This window comes from Muricauda sp. MAR_2010_75 (assembly GCF_000745185.1).
GTDB lineage: Bacteria > Bacteroidota > Bacteroidia > Flavobacteriales > Flavobacteriaceae > Flagellimonas.
The window spans coordinates 886,917-903,607 of record NZ_JQNJ01000001.1 but is presented as its reverse complement, the minus strand read 5'-3'; the positions used below and the strand labels follow the sequence as shown (position 1 = coordinate 903,607).

The window sequence follows — 16,691 nt, the reverse complement described above, 5'->3', positions numbered from 1 at the left end:
AAACAGAAGATATATGTCGGAAATTATGAAACCAGCCAATGAAAAGACCCTTTTTGGACATCCCGTAGGGCTTTTTTATCTCTTTTTTGCTGAACTGTGGGAGCGTTTCAGTTTTTATGGAATGCGCGCCCTGCTCACATTATATATGGTCAATGTCATTTTCGAGGCATTGTCCACGCGGGATTATGCGGCAGCGGCAGTTTACGCCTCCTACGGGTCCTTGGTGTACGCCTCTACCGTTATTGGTGGTAAAATTTCGGATTCCATTCTGGGAATGCGGGCATCCATTTTTTTAGGAGGTGTTTTAATGGCTTTGGGGCATTTTGTGCTGGCGATAGAAAACGATGTGGCCTTCTTTTTGGCCCTGGCCTTTATTATTGTGGGAAATGGTTTCTTTAAACCGAACATCTCAACTTTTGTTGGAACGTTGTATGAAGATGGTGATGCCAAAAAAGATTCTGGTTTCACCATTTTTTATATGGGGATAAATATTGGAGGGGCTATTGCACCTTTACTGTGTGGATGGTTGGGAGCCACTTACGGCTGGCATTATGGTTTTGGTTTGGCCGGAATTGGAATGTTGACAGGATTGCTGTTTTTCTGGAGCGGAATCAAAAAGAATGTATTTGGGGAAGGCGGAAAACCGCCAAGTATGGAAGTCTATGAAAGAAGAGTTTTTGGGATTCCCCAAAAGCATTTTATTCCGGCTGTAGCATTTCTATCGGCACCTTTAATTGCTTTTTTGCTCTATTCCTATAAATCTTTGGGTGGGGAAGGTTCTTTTTTTGAAGATCAGAATATTGTAAATGTATTGTTCAAATTGATTGGAATAGCCATTTTGGTCTATATGGCCACTATAATGGTAAAGGCTACGGCAGATGAACGTAAAAAACTCTTTATGGCCTTATTGATTACATTTTTCATGACCATTTTCTGGGGGTTTCATGAACTTCACGGCAGCGTAATTACGCTTTTCGCTGCTCGAAATGTAAACCTTTCCATTATCAATGCCAGTCAGACCAATGCCTTAAATTCAATTTTCATTGTATTGCTGTCCATTCCAATTTCCGTGATGTGGACCTATTTGGCAAAGAAAAAACTCAATCCAAGAACACCTTATAAATTTGGAATGGGTCTTGTGCTTGCGGGATTGGCATTTTATGTGGTTTCCTTGAGTGGAGGCAGTGCCGATGAAAACGGAATGGTTCCTTTTTCATACTTGTTGGCGTTGTATTTCTTGATTTCCGTTGGGGAATTGTTCATGTCGCCCGTAGGACTTTCCAAAATAACGGACCTCTCACCAAAACGAATCGTGGCCTTTATGATGGGGGTATGGTTCCTGTCATCCTCCTATGCATTTCAGATTGTAGGATTTATTTCCAAGCAATTGGCTATAGAAAGTACGGACAAAAACGTGGGAGGCTTGGAAACACTTTCTGTTTATCTGGATGGTTTTGCACTTATTGCCAAATATTCCTTGGTGGCCGGTGTTGTCGTCTTGATTTTTGCTCCTTTGATGAAGCGCCTCATGGGCAACGTTCATTAAGGTTTTTCTAAATCAAAAACATAGTATCCCTTTTCGCCGGTGTAGTGGAAAGGGATTTCTTTTTGGGCACAAGTTTCTTTCCAACGCTCTGCGTAACTCCTATAATTGCTTCCATCCGCCAACACCATTTTGGGTTGAATGGAATCCAACAACCTTTCCAAATTAATTTTTGGCGATTGGGTGAGCAGCAGAAAATCTAAATCTTTACTCATAGGATATAGCACCATGCTGTCCATGACATACAATCTTTTTTGATTGAGCAAATAACTGTTCTGAATTAGGTTTTTGGATAGGTGTTGGATGCGTTCCGAAACAGCATAATCCTTTATAGTATTACCAAGATTTGTGGTGTCTTGTGCGAATACCTGCAATACATTTCCAGTTTGATGCAACAAAATGGTGTTTCGCGTTCTGTGGACCAAGATGAGACTTTCTTTTTGTTGGAGTTGAAACTGGTTCCAAATGGCCCAACCTTGTAGTGTAATGATTCCAGCGAATAATACCAAGGCAATTTTTCGTTTGGGTCGGGATAGAAACAACACTAAAGAAATAATCGCGAAGTACCCCAAAATCAACTGAACGGAATCAAAAGGAATGTCCTTGATGATAAACCCTTCTTGCTTCGCTACCCAGTTTACCACTGCATTCATTATTCCAATGATCCAATCATAAGCCGTGACCAGAAATGCGGGTAGTTGGTTTGCCAATGATAGAACAATAATCAAAATACCCATGCCCAAAATCAACCCCAAAAAAGGAATGATCACTAGGTTGGAGATAAAAAACAAGGCGGGAAACTGATGGAAATAGAACAGACTGATGGGCAAAACACCTAACTGCGCTGCGATGCTCACGGAAAGTAATTGCCAAGTTTTCCGAACAACCACATTTTCAGGAAACCAAAACTTCTGCAATTTCGGGTAGATCCAAACAATGGTAAATACTGCGGCATAACTCATTTGAAACCCAACCTGAAACAAAAACAAGGGCTTTATCAGCAGAATAAATAGTATGGACAATGCAATAATGTTGAAGGAATTGGTAGGTCGATTCAAGTGCATGGCATAGGCTAAAAACGAGAACATGGTCACCGCCCGAACAATGGATGGGGACAGTCCGGCCACAAAAGCATACGTCCAAAGCAATAATACCACCAACACCAGTTTTGCGGTTTTTCCCTTCGGGAAACGCTCTAAGGGTAATAGCAAAAATTGCAAAAGCAAGAGCAAAATGCCCACATGGAGCCCAGATACAGCCAAAATATGGACTGCACCCGCATTTTTATAATCATTATAGGTGCTTTCCGAAATGTCATCCCGCTGGCCCAACAGCAGTGCTTGAATCACACTGAGTTCATCTGGGCCAAAGGGTTCTTTTTTCAATTTTGAAATGATATGTTCCCGGGCATTTGATGCCAATCCCAAAAGCGTTGTTGAGGGATTATCGGCAATTAGAATAGTGTTATATGTTGCTCTAACCTGATAATGGATGGCCTGCTTCCGTAGATAATCTTTATAGTCAAACTGATGCGGATTCAGTGGTGGACGGATAGCTTCAGCGGAGGAAAGCACAAAAAATTCATCATCCACCTTCAACTTTGTGTGAGTTGAATGAACAGGAAGATTCAACAGTACCTTTCCAACTACCTCTTGATCATCCAAAGAAATGACTTGGGCAACATAACGTTGGGAATAGGGGTTTGGTTTTAATACTTCCCGCACCTTTAGGTGCCACAAGCTTTCTTTTTCAAAATCATGCTGGGAATAATGATTTTCCAAGCTTGTACCCATGCCCATGGCAACCACAAATATGCCTAGTGAGACAGCGGTAAAGGCTGTTGCGATTTCAAAATAAGGCAGCCCTTCTCGAGACTGCTTTTTGCGCAGCCAATAAAGTACAGGGAAAAATAGGAGCATCGCCAGCAACGGGAAAAGTGGAGCGACCTCAAGATAGAAACCTAAAATTATGCCCACAATCAAGCACAAGCATAGCTTGACGGACACAAAACTGAACAAACGCACTACAAAATACGCATGGCCTTCACAAAGGCATAGTTCCAATATCCTTCCCGTAGCGAGGATACCAAAACACCCCTGGAGGTTGTGGCGTGTATAAATTTAATGTCATCACCTTCCACTTCCACGACCAAGCCCACATGGTTGACACGTTTTCCGCTTTTGCCGGTCTTAAAATAAAGGAGATCCCCTTTTTGTACTTCATCCACCTGGATTCGCTGACCTTCTTGGGCCATTTGGTGAGAGACCCTGGGAAAAAGAATGTCGTTTTCCCTTAGGGAAACATAGACCAATCCTGAACAATCCATGCCTTTTTTGGTGGTGCCCCCATATTTGTAACGTGTTCCAGAATAGCCCATAGCGGTGGAAATAATGGCCTCTGCCTTGGCATTCAGCTTTTCTTCTTTTCTGGATTTTTTTGGGGATGTGTCTTCGGTTGACCCCTCTACCGTAACGGTTCGGGTCTTGCTGTAGGTTCGTTTTCTCTTGCCCGGACCGCAGGCAACCACGGCAAGAAAAAGCAGTAAGAAAATGGTTTTACGTAACATCCAAGAAATAGTATTACTTTCTTGGACGCTAAATCTAAGCATTTTCAACGATAAATTGGGCCGCCAATTGACTGGCGCCTTTTCCACCCAATTTTTTCTTTAGGATTTTGTAGTCTTCCAAAATGCGTTCGCGCTCCTTGCCAGCAACAATTTTAAAAAGTTCTTTTTTAAGTTTTTTTGAAGTTAATTCATTTTGAATCAGTTCTTTGACAACTTCTTTTCCCATGATGAGATTTACAAGGGAAATAAAATCCAGGGTGATGATTCGCTTGGCGATTTGGTAGGAAATCCAATTGCCCTTATAGCATACCACTTGAGGGATTTCAAAAAGAGCTGTCTCCAAAGTAGCCGTTCCACTGGTGACCAAAGCGGCGTGGGAATGTTTTAAAAGTGAATAGGTTTTGTTGGAAACGTAACCGACTTTATCCCCTTTTAAAAAAGGGAAATAGAATTCATCGGGAAGGCTGGGAGCCCCGGCAATGACAAATTGGTATGCCGGAAAATCGCCTTTAATGGAGAGCATAACGTCCAACATTTTTTGGACTTCCTGTCTACGACTTCCAGGAAGCAATGCGATAATGGGTTTTTCCGCGTCCAAATCGTTTTCCTTTCTAAAAGTAGCTTCATCAACAATGGGGGTGTTTTCAATGGCATCGATTAACGGATGACCCACAAATTGAACGGGAAAACCATGTTTTTTTTCGTAAAATTCCTTTTCAAAGGGAAGGATGACATACATGGCATCAATGTCCCGTTTAATTTTTTTGATTCTACCTTCCCGTGAGGCCCAAATCTGGGGAGAAATGTAATAGTTGGTCTTGAACCCATTTTTCTTGGCCCATTTGGCAATCCGCAAATTGAAACCAGAAAAATCGATAAAAATCACCGCATCTGGATTAAACTTTTTAATGTCCTGCTTGCAAAAGGAAATGTTTTTAAAAATGGTGGGAATGTTTGCAATCACCTCCAAGAATCCCATGAATGCCATATCCTTGTAGTGTTTGGCCAATTGCCCACCAGCTTGCTGCATAAGGTCGCCACCCCAGCAACGTATTATTGCCGAAGGATCCTCTTTTTTGAGGCCCTTGATGAGGTTGGAACCGTGTAAGTCCCCAGAAGCTTCGCCAGCGATGATGTAGTATTTCATATGGAAATCTCAAGTTCAAGTTTCAAGTTCAAGTTCAAGTTCAAGTTCAATTTGGAGTACCTTGTTGTACCTGCATTTTGAATTTGAACTTGTACTTATTTACGCAAACACTTTATAAAACAAAATGACCAACGCGGTCACCAAAGTGGCAATCATGACCCCTCTGGCCCTGTGGTCTCTTTTTATCCGAAGAAAACCAAAAAAGGCCACCAAGTTTAAAATAGCCCCCAAAGCCAATAAACTGCCCATGTGTCCCTGATCCATAGCAGCTTTAAAAGTTTCCACAATGCCCAAATCGGAAAACAACAACATATAGATGAGTGTACCAAAGACGTTTGCAATGATTCCTACGGCAAAACCGATTAAAATTTCTTTTTTAGTGTTCATTTAAGTTCCAGTTGTTTATTTGTGGGATGGCATGGTGTGCTGTAAGGTCAAATTGTGTTGGCACCACCGAGATATAGCCCTGTGCCAAGGCCCACTCATCGGTGTCCTGGCCCTTGTCCAACAGTTCAAATTCCCCGGTCAACCAATAGTAGTCCTTGCCCGAAGGGCTGGTTCGTTCGTCAAATTTTTCTTTCCAATTGCCGCGGGCCTGTCTGCAAATTTTTATGCCTTTTGGTGCATCATCACTTTTGGGAATATTCACATTGAGTACGGTCCCTTTGGGAATTCCATTAACCAAGGCTTCAGCAACTATTTTTTTGATGCACTCCAACGAAGGTTCAAAATTGGCATCCCAGGAATAATCGCAAAGCGAAAAACCAATGGCGGGAATGCCCTCGATACCTGCCTCAATGGCAGCACTCATGGTGCCCGAATAAATTACATTTATGGATGAATTGGAGCCATGGTTGATTCCGCTCACACAAATATCCGGGGTGCGGTCCAATAACACTCTTAGGGCCAATTTTACACAATCGGCAGGGGTTCCGCTACAGCTATACTCGCTTGGAGCTCCTTCATTATGGTCCACCACCACCTTTTTGGAAAACAAGGTACTGTCCACGGTAATGGCATGTCCCATCCCTGATTGGGGACTGTCTGGGGCCACGACCACCACGTCGCCCAATTGCTTCATGGTCCGTATAAGTGCGCGTAATCCAGGGGCGGTAATTCCATCATCATTGGTGACCAGTATGAGTGGTTTTTTCATTTTGGATAATTAATGGCATAAAAATACGTTTTTCATAAGGATATGAAGTCCCGACTGTTTAACAAAAAATTAAATGACAATGCCCTAAGTGGCATGGTTTTTTCAGTATCTTAGGGAATTCATACAAGTAGAAATGACGGATAAAGCGATGGAAAAATCAAATTCCATCACCCCGAAAAAAATAGATTTATGAAGAAGAATTTTATTTTGGCACTTCTGGTAATTCTTGTTGCAGTGGCCTCCTGCAGTTTCACAAACAAGTCTTTTGACAATGATGACAAGGATAAACTGCTACTGGATTTGATTACCTACGTGCTGGAAAGAGGACACTACGAGCCTAAAAATCTGGATGATACTTTCAGTTCCAGCGTTTTTGATGATTTTATCGATATTCTAGATCCCACCAAGCGTTATTTTTTGGAAAGCGATGTTAGGGAATTTGAAAAATATCGGTTCATGATCGATGATGAGATCAAGAATACGGACATCACATTTTTCAATGTTGTGTACCAACGATTAATGGTCCGTATGAACGATGCCAAGGAAATTTACAAAGAGGTACTTTCCGAACCCTTCGACTTTACCTTGGATGAAACCATTGACATTGATTACAGTGAGCAGGAATTTGCGGCCAACAAAAAGCAACTTCGCGAGCGTTGGAGAAAGCAATTAAAGTACAATGCCCTGGCCATCTTTGGGAACAAGGTGGAAAACAGGATTTCTGAAATGATTCAAAATGGGGATGGAGAGGTGTCCACAGATGTTATTGCTTTTAATGAATTTCCAAGTTCCATCGATAAAGCAGTTACGGAGCAAGAAGCCCGTGAGAATGTGAAGGAAAACTTGGATGAATATTTCGATTTCATTGATGACTTGGAGCGCAAGGATTGGTTTGTACAGTACATCAATACCATTGTGGACGAGTTTGATCCCCACACATTTTATTTTGCACCAGAAGAAAAGGAGCGATTTGACATTGGTATGTCCGGTAAGTTTGAAGGCATTGGGGCCCGATTGCAAAAAAGACCGGAAGGTGCCAAAATCGTTGAGATAATTTCCGGTGGTCCTGTTTGGCGAGATCAAAGTTTGGAAGTTGGTGATGAAATTTTAAAAGTAGGACAAGAAGGTGAAGAGCCTATTGATATTGTTGGGATGCGCCTTGATGACGCCATTAAACTCATCAAGGGCCCAAAAGGTACTGTAGTGGACCTCACTGTTAGAAAAGTTGACGGAACCATAGAAAAGGTGTCAATCACCCGTGATGTGGTGGAATTGGAAGAATCCTATGCAAAATCCGCAACCATAAAAAGTGATGATCACGAATATGGAATTATAAATCTTCCTAAATTCTATGTGGATTTTGAGGATTACACCGAACGAAATGCTGCCACCGATGTGGCCAAAGAAGTGGAACGTCTTAAAAATGATGGAGTCGAAGGCATTATCCTTGATCTTCGAGATAATGGAGGAGGTTCTTTAAAGACCGTTGTTGAAATGGCCGGATTGTTCATCAAGGATGGCCCCATAGTTCAGGTTCGTTCTTCTGGACAACGAAAAGAAGTGCATGAAGATAAGGATGAACGCATTCAATGGGATGGACCATTGGTAATTTTGGTGAATGAGCTTTCAGCCTCCGCTTCTGAAATTTTGGCAGCGGCCATGCAAGATTATAAAAGAGCCGTAGTCATTGGAAGCAAGCAAACTTTTGGTAAAGGAACCGTTCAAAATGTAATTCCATTGGACAATATTGTCCGAAGCAATGAACATGGCGATTTGGGAGCCATTAAGTTGACTACACAAAAATTCTACAGAATCAATGGTGGTTCCACACAGTTGGAAGGTGTTAAAAGTGATATCGTTGTTCCAGATAGATATAGCTATATCGATTTGGGTGAGCGTGACCAGGAAAATCCATTGGGTTGGGACAAAATTACGCCAGCTGATTACAAAGTTTGGGATGGCTATATAGATCTTGAGGCAACTGTGGAAAACAGTAAAAAACGTATGGCCAACAATCCACAGATCAAATTGATTGAGGAAAATGCCAGATGGATAAAGGAACAGCAGGACGAAACCGTTGTTTCACTCAACTACGACAAATTTGTAACCAAAGAGGATGAGGCCAAAAAACGGTCAGATAAGTTCAAGAGTCTAAGGGATTACGATTCCAAGTTGACGTTCGGTTCTCTCCGCTATGAGACCGAATTGTTCACCCAAGATTCTGTGCTACGTGAAAAAAGGGACAGATGGCACAAAGATTTGGCCAAAGACGTTTATGTGGAAGAGGCCGTGAATGTGCTCAAAGATTTGCAGTTGAACAACATCAAGAGTACAGAAGGAAAATTGGCCAGCGCCAACAAGGATTAAAAATTAGAATCCATAGTAATAGAAAAATCCGCCCTTTTAAAGGGCGGATTTTTTGTTTTAGGTACTTATTCTGTTGTTAATTCTATAATGTAATCCATAGCAACATTCCAATTATCTGGAAGTTGAATCAAAGTGCCATAAGAAGTGGTTTCATACACCAAAGGTTTTTTGGTAGTAAAGTCCACTACGCCCTCTATATCTTTTGAAATTTTTGGCAATAAAAAGGAATTGGATTGCCAATTGAGGATATGAACAAAAACGGTATTGTCTTTTTGGGTAGTTACCCCCCAAGATTGAACCGGAACAGGCCCTCCTCGGGTACCATAGATACTTTCCCCATTTTTGGTTGTCCATTCCCCAATAACTTTCAAAGTGTCCACAAACTCTGGTTGAATCTTACCATTGGGCATTGGCCCCACATTCAGCAGGAAATTGCTGTTGTAGCCTGCAGCTTTGACCAAATAGTGGATTAGTTCTTTTGAGGACTTATAGTCCTTGTCCTGTAATGAAAACCCCCAGCGATGCGCCATGGTTTCGGCGGTTTCCAACGGTAACTTCCCGATTTTAGCATCTTTACTGAACCCACCCTTGTTCTCACCGGGAAGATCTTTTTCAAACATTTGAAAATCCTCGCCTTCCATGGGAGCCTGATGGTGGTTGCTGCCAATAAGGGCCTGTGGTTGAAGGCCATGAATAAGGCCATAGGTCTTCTTGAGTTGCCAATCAGCTTCCTTTTTATCCCACCAACCATCGAACCAAATTCCGGCCACATCACCATAATTGGTCAACAATTCGGTAAGTTGTCCATTCATAAAATTGAGGTAATCTTCCCAGTTCCCCCCATTTGGCCTACCTGTTTTATTTCCGGTTTCCCCTCGTGGATAGTAATCGGGATGGTTCCAATCCAATTGCGAATAATAAAAGAAAAGCTTCAATCCGTGTTTTCTACAGGCCTCGGCCATTTGTTTCATGATGTCTTTTTGGTACACCGTTCGGTCCATGATGTCCCAATCTGTCAATTTACTGTCGAACATCGCAAACCCGTCATGGTGTTTAGAGGTGATGGTGATGTACTTCATCCCTGAAGATTTGGCCAAGAGCACCCAGGCCTCGGCATCAAATTCTGTCGGATTAAAAAATGGAGCTACCTTTTCATAGGTTTTTTTGTCGATGGATTGTGTTTCCATGACCCATTCGTGCACACCCAATACAGAGTAAATGCCCCAATGGATGAACATGCCAAATTTTGCATCTTGGAACCATTCCCTGTTCTGAAGATTCTCTTTGGTGGGAACATAACTTTGAGCCTGAACTTTGCTGGTGAGGGAAGCCACTAAAAGTAGCGCAACATAAATGCTTTTCTTTACCATGAAAATTAAATTGTTTTTGGTTGGTGGACTTCCAATATAGTCATAACCAAGGAATGATTGTGTTTTTGGGAAAGACATATTTTGATGAACTTTACTTTTTGTTGACGGAATTTTTGGGATAAAATGAAAAATAGAACGATATATACTTTACTTTTTTTGGCTTGTATAGTAGGTTTTTGGCTGTTCGAGAGTTTTTATACCCCTGCCACCTATTCCAACCCAGAAAGTTTGGATAATGAAATTGTTTCCGAGGTGTTTCTGCCCACCTCCACCACGGGCGACATTGTATGGCATGAGCATTATATGCTATCCTATAATGAACCATTCGAGCAGGCTGAATGGGTATTGTATGAACTCAAAAAAAGCCATCTTACCTATGATGATAGAAAGCGACCCTATTTTATTGAGGACCCCAAGGTGAAAACCAAATCGGCCGATTGGCGAAATTATAGAGGTTCCGGCTATGACCGGGGACATTTATGCCCGGCAGGGGATCGTCGTTTTTCGGAGTATGCCTACAACGAAACATTTTACACCAGCAACATAAGTCCACAGGATAGGGATTTCAATGCTGGTTTGTGGAACCGTCTCGAACAGCAAGTGCGTTACTGGTGCAAAGCCTACGGAGATTTGGTGGTGATTACGGGCGGAATCTTGGAGGATGATCTGGAAGAGATTGGAGATGAAGATGTGGATGTCCCCCGGACATTTTATAAAATTATTCTGAGGAAGGATTCTAAAATGGCCCTCGCTTTTTTAATGCCCAACAAAGAAAGTCAACAGCCATTAAACGACTTTTTGGTACCCATAGATACCGTTGAGAAACAAACGGGCATCAATTTTTTTGAAAAACAGACCAAAACTTGGCAGGATGAGGTTGAAAGTGGGGTGAACGCTTCGGGCTGGAAGTTTTAAATGCCGTCCTTTAATCGGTTGGAGTCCAATTTTAGGAAGATAAAGAGCAGCATGGTAAAAAAGATAAGCCCGGAACCCCCATAGCTAAAAAAGGGCAGGGGCACCCCAATGGTGGGCAAGAGACCTATCACCATACCAATATTGATGAAGTAATGGAACACCAAAATGGAAATGACGCCATAACCGTACATTCGACTAAAATCACTTTTTTGCCGCTCTGCAATATGGATCAAGCGTAAAAAGAAAACGGAAAATAGCAGGATAACGGTCACCGTTCCCAAAAACCCCCATTCCTCCCCCACTGAACTGAAGATATAATCTGTGTGTTGTTCAGGAACAAAGTCTCCTTTGGTACGGGTACCTTCCAAAAAGCCCTTTCCAAAAAAACCGCCGGATTCAATGGCTTTTTCAGATTGATAGGTATTGTAGCCAATGGTCTTTCTGATTTCTTCCAGTTTATTTTCATCCTTTTCCAAACGCAACCAAAGTGCAATTCTATCGCGATGGCGTTGCTCAAAGACGTTTTCATAAACAAAATCCACGGACAAGGAGAACAAAATGGAAAGCACAATTACCCCAGTTACGGGAAGTACGGGAATTTTAACGGATGCTTTTTTAAAGGTGTAGATCAATATGGTCAATATGATCAGGCCAATTGCAACCCATACGGTGCCGAACATTAAAGTAGTGGCAAAAAGTATGACCATGAATATCAATATTCCCAAATAATACAGTGGAAAGCCTTCCCTGAACAGCACAAAAAAGAAGGAAAAATAGATTAAAGCACTTCCGGGGTCTGGCTGTGGGAGGATGAGCAAAGCGGGAAGCAGAACAATGGCAAGGGCAAATAATTGGTGTTTACCAGTTCTTATATCGGTTTGTATGTCACTTAAAAACTTGGCCAGAGCTAGTGCGGTGGCTACCTTGGCAAGCTCGGAGGGCTGTAGGTTGAAAAATCCCAGATTATACCACGAAGTGGCTCCTGCAATGGTTTTTCCAAATACAAAAAGGCCCAGCAATAAAAGAATGGATATAATATAAAAGATGGAGGCAAAGCGCTCAAAGAAATTGGATTCTACAAACAGCACCAAAATAATGCCCAAAGCGGCCAGCCCAATAAAAAAAAGCTGCTTTCCATAAAGGGTGGAGAAATCAAAAATGGAAAGATTTGGGTCAACCAAGGATGTGGAATAGATATTGATCCATCCTATAAAAACCAGAAGGGCATAGAGAAAAATAGTGATCCAATCTATCCTTCCAAAAAGCCCTCTACCAGACATATTCATTTATCTTGAAAGGTTCACCGCTATAAGGTTTGGCATACTCATGCTCCAATGTTTTCTCCAACATACGCTTCTCCAAATCTTTTCGTGTGATTTCACCCTTAATGTATTTTTCAATTAAAAGAGAAGCAATATGTCCCGCATACCGAGACCCGTAATAGCCATTTTCAATATATACGGCCAATGCGATTTGTGGGTTTTCCACAGGAGCAAAGGCAACAAAGACCGAATGGTCGGTAAGTTGCATTCGTTCACCATCAACCCGAATAAAATTTTCTACGGTACCGGTCTTCCCTGCAATTTCAATATCTGGAATCTGAACCCATCTGGCCGTACCATATTTGTACACATTGGCCATTCCTTTGATTACTGGTTCAAAATGCTTACGATCAATGGTGGTATAATGGGGTTCCGTATACTTGGGGTCTATAGATCCCGAACTCCCCATACTTTTTATGATATGGGGGGTATAGAAATAGCCTCGGTTGGCTATGGCGGCGGTCATATTTGCCAATTGTAGTGGGGTGGCGGCAATTTCCCCTTGTCCAATAGCATTGGATATGATGGTTGAAGCGGCCCATCTTCCATCTCCATACCATTTGTCGTAAAAGTTTTTATCCGGAATTCTTCCAGGTCTTCCCGTAGGCAAATCGGTGCCCAAATAATTGCCCAAACCAAAACTTTTCATGTGTTTTTCCCAAACATCCATGGCTTCATCCGTAGTGGAATATTTGTCAAATAACCTTCTAAACGTCCCGGCAAAATAGGCATTGCAGGATTGATAGATACCCGAATTCATATCCCGTACTCCGCCCCCGCAATGGCACCCCCTTAGGGTATTGCCCACGTAGAAACCGTGGTAACATCTAAATTTGGTGCTGGGCTCAATCACACCTTCCTGAAGGGCCGCCAATGCATTCAAGGTTTTAAAAGGTGACCCAGGCGAGGGTTCCGCCAAAATAGAACGGTCCCATGTGGGTTTGGAAATCGTATCGTAATGAAGTTTGCTGTAATTCTTGGAACGTTCCCTGCCCACCAATAGAGCTGGATCGTAGGTAGGGCCAGAAATCATGGCCAGAATTTCTCCGGATTTTGGCTCAATGGCCACGATGCCCCCTCTTTTTCCGTGCATCAATTTTTCACCGTATTCTTGGAGTTTTTTGTCCAGAGTGATATGTATTTCCGTACCCTGTTCCGGCAAGGTATCCAACTTACCGTCCTTATATGGACCTATATCGCGATTGAAACGGTCTTTTTGGATGTGTTTTACCCCTTTTCGTCCTCGCAAAACTTCTTCATACTGTTTTTCAATGCCGGTTCGTCCTTTTAATTCCCCGGCTACATAGTAGGGATTGTTCTGCAGATCCCATTCATTCACCTCACTAATGTACCCCAGCACATTGGCTGCACTGTTGGTGGTGTAGTAGCGCAAAGACCTTTTTTGAATATAGAACCCAACAAAGTGGCGCATTTTTTCCTGCAGTGTGGCATAATCCTCTTTGGAAAGTTGGGGCACTAAAACGGATGGGAGCCTAGGAGAATATACCCTGGCTTTTTCCATTTTGGAGATAAAAGTGTTCTTGTCGATTCCCAAAAGGGCACAAAATTCCAAGGTGTCCAATGGCTGTACCTCCCGTGGAATGACCATGACGTCATAAGCGGGCTGATTTCCCACCATTAGCTCACCGTTTCTGTCGTAGATATAGCCACGCTCGGGGTAATCATATATTTTCTTGATGGCGGGGTCTTCCAAAATCTGGTCGGGAGAAAAACGAAACAACTGCAGATAGGACAATCTACCAATAAAGGTAAATCCTATGATAACAATTATGGAAGATAACAGCAGCTTTTTCATATAAGACCAATTTGTAACCCCAGAGCCCTACAGTACTTCAACGAAACAATAGCTTAATTATTCGCTTTGTGGGCTAAAAAGTGAACTAAAGAGTATACAAAGTACCAAAGTTACAACACCTGTGGTAAAAACCTTTTTCAAAATTAAAAGGAAGTGGGAAATACTTAAAATTTCCAAGGAAAAGAATACCATTTGATGTATAAAAATGAGCAACCCCAAAAAGGTGATACGCTGCACTTTTGTAGTATTCTTAAAACTGAAATTTTGAAACTCATAGTTCACACCAAAACAAAAACGCATGATAACCGGTCTTGCGTAGGCAATGGTCAAAGATGCCATGGAGTGGAGTGCCAAGGTGTCTGAAAACACATCAATACAGAACCCCAACAAAAAAGAAATAACCATAAACAAGGCCCTATTGCCTTTTATGGGGTACCAATAGAAAAAAATCACATAGACCATCGGATTAATGTATCCCATAAAGTGGAGGTTGTTAAAGATCAACACCTGGGTGAGGACCAGTAACATAAACCGTATGGTATTTAGGAATACTGTGTTATTCATTTGTGGTGGTTGACTCCAATGCTTTTATTTCTTCCCGATTTTTGTTTTCTATAAGGTATACGTTCTTTATGTTGACCATGTCGTTGAACAGTTCAACATCAATATTGTAAAAACTTTTGGATGCGTTGAGGTCATATCTTTTAATGATCCCGATGGGGACATTCTCTGGAAAGATACTTGACATTCCCCCAGTAACAATGGTATCCCCGACTACCAAGGGCACCAATCTTGGTATGTCTACCAACTGCACCACCGTGTAATCTTTTGCATCCCAAACCAGCGATCCAAAATAATTGGAATGCTTGATTTTGGCGTTGATGTTGGATTTGGTGTTGAGTACGCTTTGTACCGTGGCAAAATTGTTGGAAACATTTTCAACGATTCCCAAGATGCCTTTTGTGGTGATGACGCCCATATCTTGGCCAACTCCTTGGTTTTTTCCCTTATCGATTGTAACGTAGTTACGAGGAGAAGTAAAACTGTTTTTTATGAGTCGTGCACTTAAAACCTCATAGTCCACAAGGGATGAGTCCAAAGGTTCAATCACGGAATTTTCAGCATTGAAAAGCATTCTGCGCAATCGCTCATTTTCATTGACCAACCTATTGTTTTCTTCCCTAAGGTTAAAATAAGAGGATATGTCCGAAGCGGTACCGTACACATTTCCGGTCAACCATTTGGAGGAATTGAAGAATTTGGATTGATGATAGGAATGGGAACGAACAGTGATCACCAACGAAATAAGCGCAAGAAAGCTGTAAAGGAACGCATTTCTGTACCGTAGGATAAAGTTGATGATCCGTTGCATGCAATCGTATCGTTATGAAAGTTTGAACGCATCAAGCGACGTGGAACAACCTGGCTCCAACTTTACTTGATTAAGATGCTCTTGTAGCGTTCCAGATTTTTAAGCGCAATCCCTGTTCCGCGCACCACTGCTCGTAGAGGATCTTCTGCAATATAAACCGGTAAATCAGTCTTTTGCGACAGTCTTCTGTCCAATCCTCTTAGCATGGAACCACCTCCGGCCAAATAAATTCCGGTGTTGTAAATATCAGCGGCCAATTCTGGAGGGGTTTGTGATAAGGTTTCCATTACTGCATCCTCGACCCTTAAAATACTTTTATCAAGAGCTTTGGCAATTTCACGGTAAGAGACCTGAACTTGTTTTGGTTTTCCTGTTAAAAGATCGCGCCCTTGAATCGATTTATCATCTGGAGGGGATTTTAAATCCTCGGTAGCGGAACCAATCTCAATTTTAATCGCTTCAGCGGTACTTTCACCCACATACAAGTTATGCTGGGTACGCATATAATAAATAATGTCGTTGGTGAACACGTCACCCGCAATTTTCACCGATTTGTCACAAACAATACCGCCCAAGGCAATTACCGCAATCTCGGTGGTACCCCCACCAATGTCCACGATCATGTTTCCTTTGGGCTGCATAATGTCGAGTCCAATACCAATAGCAGCAGCCATGGGCTCATGGATCAGATAAACTTCTTTGCCGTTTACACGTTCGGCGGATTCACGAACCGCACGCATCTCCACTTCCGTAATTCCCGAAGGGATACAGATAACCATTCGAAGTGCAGGTGGAAACCATTTTTTCTTTAGTGCTGGAATGTTCTTGATGAACATGTTGATCATCTTTTCCGAAGCATCAAAGTCCGCGATTACCCCATCCTTTAACGGTCGTATGGTCTTGATGTTTTCATGGGTCTTTCCCTGCATCATATTGGCTTCGCGGCCCACCGCGATAATTTTTCCTGACACGCGGTCCCTGGCCACAATGGAGGGACTGTCAACCACCACTTTGTCCAGATGGATGATCAGGGTATTTGCAGTACCAAGGTCTATAGCGATTTCCTCGGTCATGAAATCAAAAAATCCCATAAATAGCGTTTATTTTCGGATTAACG

14 protein-coding genes are annotated in these 16,691 nt (G+C 42.2%); 3 read left to right on the top strand and 11 right to left on the bottom strand.

Features of this window, described 5'->3' with window-relative positions; all coding sequences use genetic code 11:
- Positions 1 to 13 precede the first annotated feature (13 nt).
- A complete protein-coding gene (locus FG28_RS04000; protein WP_036380196.1) occupies positions 14 to 1,546 on the top strand; it encodes a peptide MFS transporter in 1,533 nt (510 codons plus the stop codon).
- Here FG28_RS04000 and FG28_RS03995 read toward each other — a convergent pair.
- The 5 genes from FG28_RS03995 to surE form a co-directional block, all read right to left on the bottom strand.
- Positions 1,543 to 3,519: a ComEC/Rec2 family competence protein gene (locus FG28_RS03995; RefSeq protein WP_231562594.1), complete on the bottom strand. Its 1,977-nt coding sequence runs from the start codon at positions 3,517 to 3,519 to the stop codon at positions 1,543 to 1,545. The two genes, FG28_RS04000 and FG28_RS03995, sit on opposite strands and share 4 nt — an antisense overlap.
- 47 nt (positions 3,520 to 3,566) lie before the next feature.
- The gene (locus FG28_RS03990) at positions 3,567 to 4,109 is read right to left on the bottom strand and encodes a C40 family peptidase (RefSeq protein ID WP_036380191.1); all 543 of its coding nucleotides are present in this window, start codon (positions 4,107 to 4,109) and stop codon (positions 3,567 to 3,569) included.
- 34 nt (positions 4,110 to 4,143) lie between these two features.
- Complete coding sequence (gene lpxB / locus FG28_RS03985; RefSeq protein WP_036380189.1) at positions 4,144 to 5,256, bottom strand: lipid-A-disaccharide synthase; 1,113 nt, start codon at positions 5,254 to 5,256, stop codon at positions 4,144 to 4,146.
- A gap of 99 nt (positions 5,257 to 5,355) precedes the next feature.
- Entirely contained in the window at positions 5,356 to 5,643 is a 288-nt protein-coding gene (locus FG28_RS03980; protein ID WP_036380187.1) for a hypothetical protein, read from the bottom strand.
- A complete protein-coding gene (gene surE / locus FG28_RS03975) occupies positions 5,633 to 6,412 on the bottom strand; it encodes a 5'/3'-nucleotidase SurE (protein ID WP_036380184.1) in 780 nt (259 codons plus the stop codon). The genes FG28_RS03980 and surE overlap by 11 nt, the downstream gene beginning before the upstream one ends.
- Positions 6,413 to 6,601: 189 nt before the next feature.
- Here surE and FG28_RS03970 point away from each other — a divergent pair, with 189 nt between their 5' ends.
- Positions 6,602 to 8,779: a carboxy terminal-processing peptidase gene (locus FG28_RS03970; RefSeq protein WP_036380182.1), complete on the top strand. Its 2,178-nt coding sequence runs from the start codon at positions 6,602 to 6,604 to the stop codon at positions 8,777 to 8,779.
- A gap of 65 nt (positions 8,780 to 8,844) precedes the next feature.
- On the opposite strand, the gene FG28_RS03965 is transcribed toward FG28_RS03970, so the two are convergent.
- Positions 8,845 to 10,149: an alpha-L-fucosidase gene (locus tag FG28_RS03965; RefSeq protein ID WP_036380181.1), complete on the bottom strand. Its 1,305-nt coding sequence runs from the start codon at positions 10,147 to 10,149 to the stop codon at positions 8,845 to 8,847.
- Between the two features lie 123 nt (positions 10,150 to 10,272).
- Here FG28_RS03965 and FG28_RS03960 point away from each other — a divergent pair, with 123 nt between their 5' ends.
- Positions 10,273 to 11,064, top strand: coding sequence for a DNA/RNA non-specific endonuclease (locus FG28_RS03960; RefSeq protein ID WP_036380178.1), 792 nt, complete (start codon positions 10,273 to 10,275; stop codon positions 11,062 to 11,064).
- Here the strand turns inward: FG28_RS03960 and rodA are convergent.
- From rodA to FG28_RS03935, 5 genes are all read right to left on the bottom strand, one after another.
- A complete protein-coding gene (rodA, locus tag FG28_RS03955) occupies positions 11,061 to 12,344 on the bottom strand; it encodes a rod shape-determining protein RodA (protein WP_036380176.1) in 1,284 nt (427 codons plus the stop codon). The genes FG28_RS03960 and rodA overlap by 4 nt on opposite strands.
- A complete protein-coding gene (locus FG28_RS03950) occupies positions 12,334 to 14,202 on the bottom strand; it encodes a penicillin-binding protein 2 (RefSeq protein ID WP_036380174.1) in 1,869 nt (622 codons plus the stop codon). Before FG28_RS03950 ends, rodA begins: the two co-directional genes overlap by 11 nt.
- A gap of 57 nt (positions 14,203 to 14,259) precedes the next feature.
- Positions 14,260 to 14,766, bottom strand: coding sequence for a hypothetical protein (locus FG28_RS03945; protein ID WP_036380171.1), 507 nt, complete (start codon positions 14,764 to 14,766; stop codon positions 14,260 to 14,262).
- Positions 14,759 to 15,574 (bottom strand): rod shape-determining protein MreC, encoded by an 816-nt coding sequence (gene mreC / locus FG28_RS03940; protein WP_036380168.1) that lies wholly within the window; start codon positions 15,572 to 15,574, stop codon positions 14,759 to 14,761. Before mreC ends, FG28_RS03945 begins: the two co-directional genes overlap by 8 nt.
- Before the next feature lie 62 nt (positions 15,575 to 15,636).
- Positions 15,637 to 16,665, bottom strand: coding sequence for a rod shape-determining protein (locus tag FG28_RS03935; RefSeq protein ID WP_036380166.1), 1,029 nt, complete (start codon positions 16,663 to 16,665; stop codon positions 15,637 to 15,639).
- Between the last annotated feature and the right edge of the window lie 26 nt (positions 16,666 to 16,691).

What these genes read in the sequence shown, in the direction of transcription:
- FG28_RS04000 (WP_036380196.1), top strand. Translation starts at nt 14, where the DNA reads ATGTCGGAAATTATGAAACCAGCCAATGAAAAGACCCTTTTTGGACAT.
- FG28_RS03990 (WP_036380191.1), bottom strand. Translation starts at nt 4,109, where the DNA reads ATGTTACGTAAAACCATTTTCTTACTGCTTTTTCTTGCCGTGGTTGCC.
- lpxB (WP_036380189.1), bottom strand. Translation starts at nt 5,256, where the DNA reads ATGAAATACTACATCATCGCTGGCGAAGCTTCTGGGGACTTACACGGT.
- FG28_RS03980 (WP_036380187.1), bottom strand. Translation starts at nt 5,643, where the DNA reads ATGAACACTAAAAAAGAAATTTTAATCGGTTTTGCCGTAGGAATCATT.
- surE (WP_036380184.1), bottom strand. Translation starts at nt 6,412, where the DNA reads ATGAAAAAACCACTCATACTGGTCACCAATGATGATGGAATTACCGCC.
- FG28_RS03970 (WP_036380182.1), top strand. Translation starts at nt 6,602, where the DNA reads ATGAAGAAGAATTTTATTTTGGCACTTCTGGTAATTCTTGTTGCAGTG.
- FG28_RS03965 (WP_036380181.1), bottom strand. Translation starts at nt 10,149, where the DNA reads ATGGTAAAGAAAAGCATTTATGTTGCGCTACTTTTAGTGGCTTCCCTC.
- FG28_RS03960 (WP_036380178.1), top strand. Translation starts at nt 10,273, where the DNA reads ATGAAAAATAGAACGATATATACTTTACTTTTTTTGGCTTGTATAGTA.
- rodA (WP_036380176.1), bottom strand. Translation starts at nt 12,344, where the DNA reads ATGTCTGGTAGAGGGCTTTTTGGAAGGATAGATTGGATCACTATTTTT.
- FG28_RS03950 (WP_036380174.1), bottom strand. Translation starts at nt 14,202, where the DNA reads ATGAAAAAGCTGCTGTTATCTTCCATAATTGTTATCATAGGATTTACC.
- FG28_RS03945 (WP_036380171.1), bottom strand. Translation starts at nt 14,766, where the DNA reads ATGAATAACACAGTATTCCTAAATACCATACGGTTTATGTTACTGGTC.
- mreC (WP_036380168.1), bottom strand. Translation starts at nt 15,574, where the DNA reads ATGCAACGGATCATCAACTTTATCCTACGGTACAGAAATGCGTTCCTT.
- FG28_RS03935 (WP_036380166.1), bottom strand. Translation starts at nt 16,665, where the DNA reads ATGGGATTTTTTGATTTCATGACCGAGGAAATCGCTATAGACCTTGGT.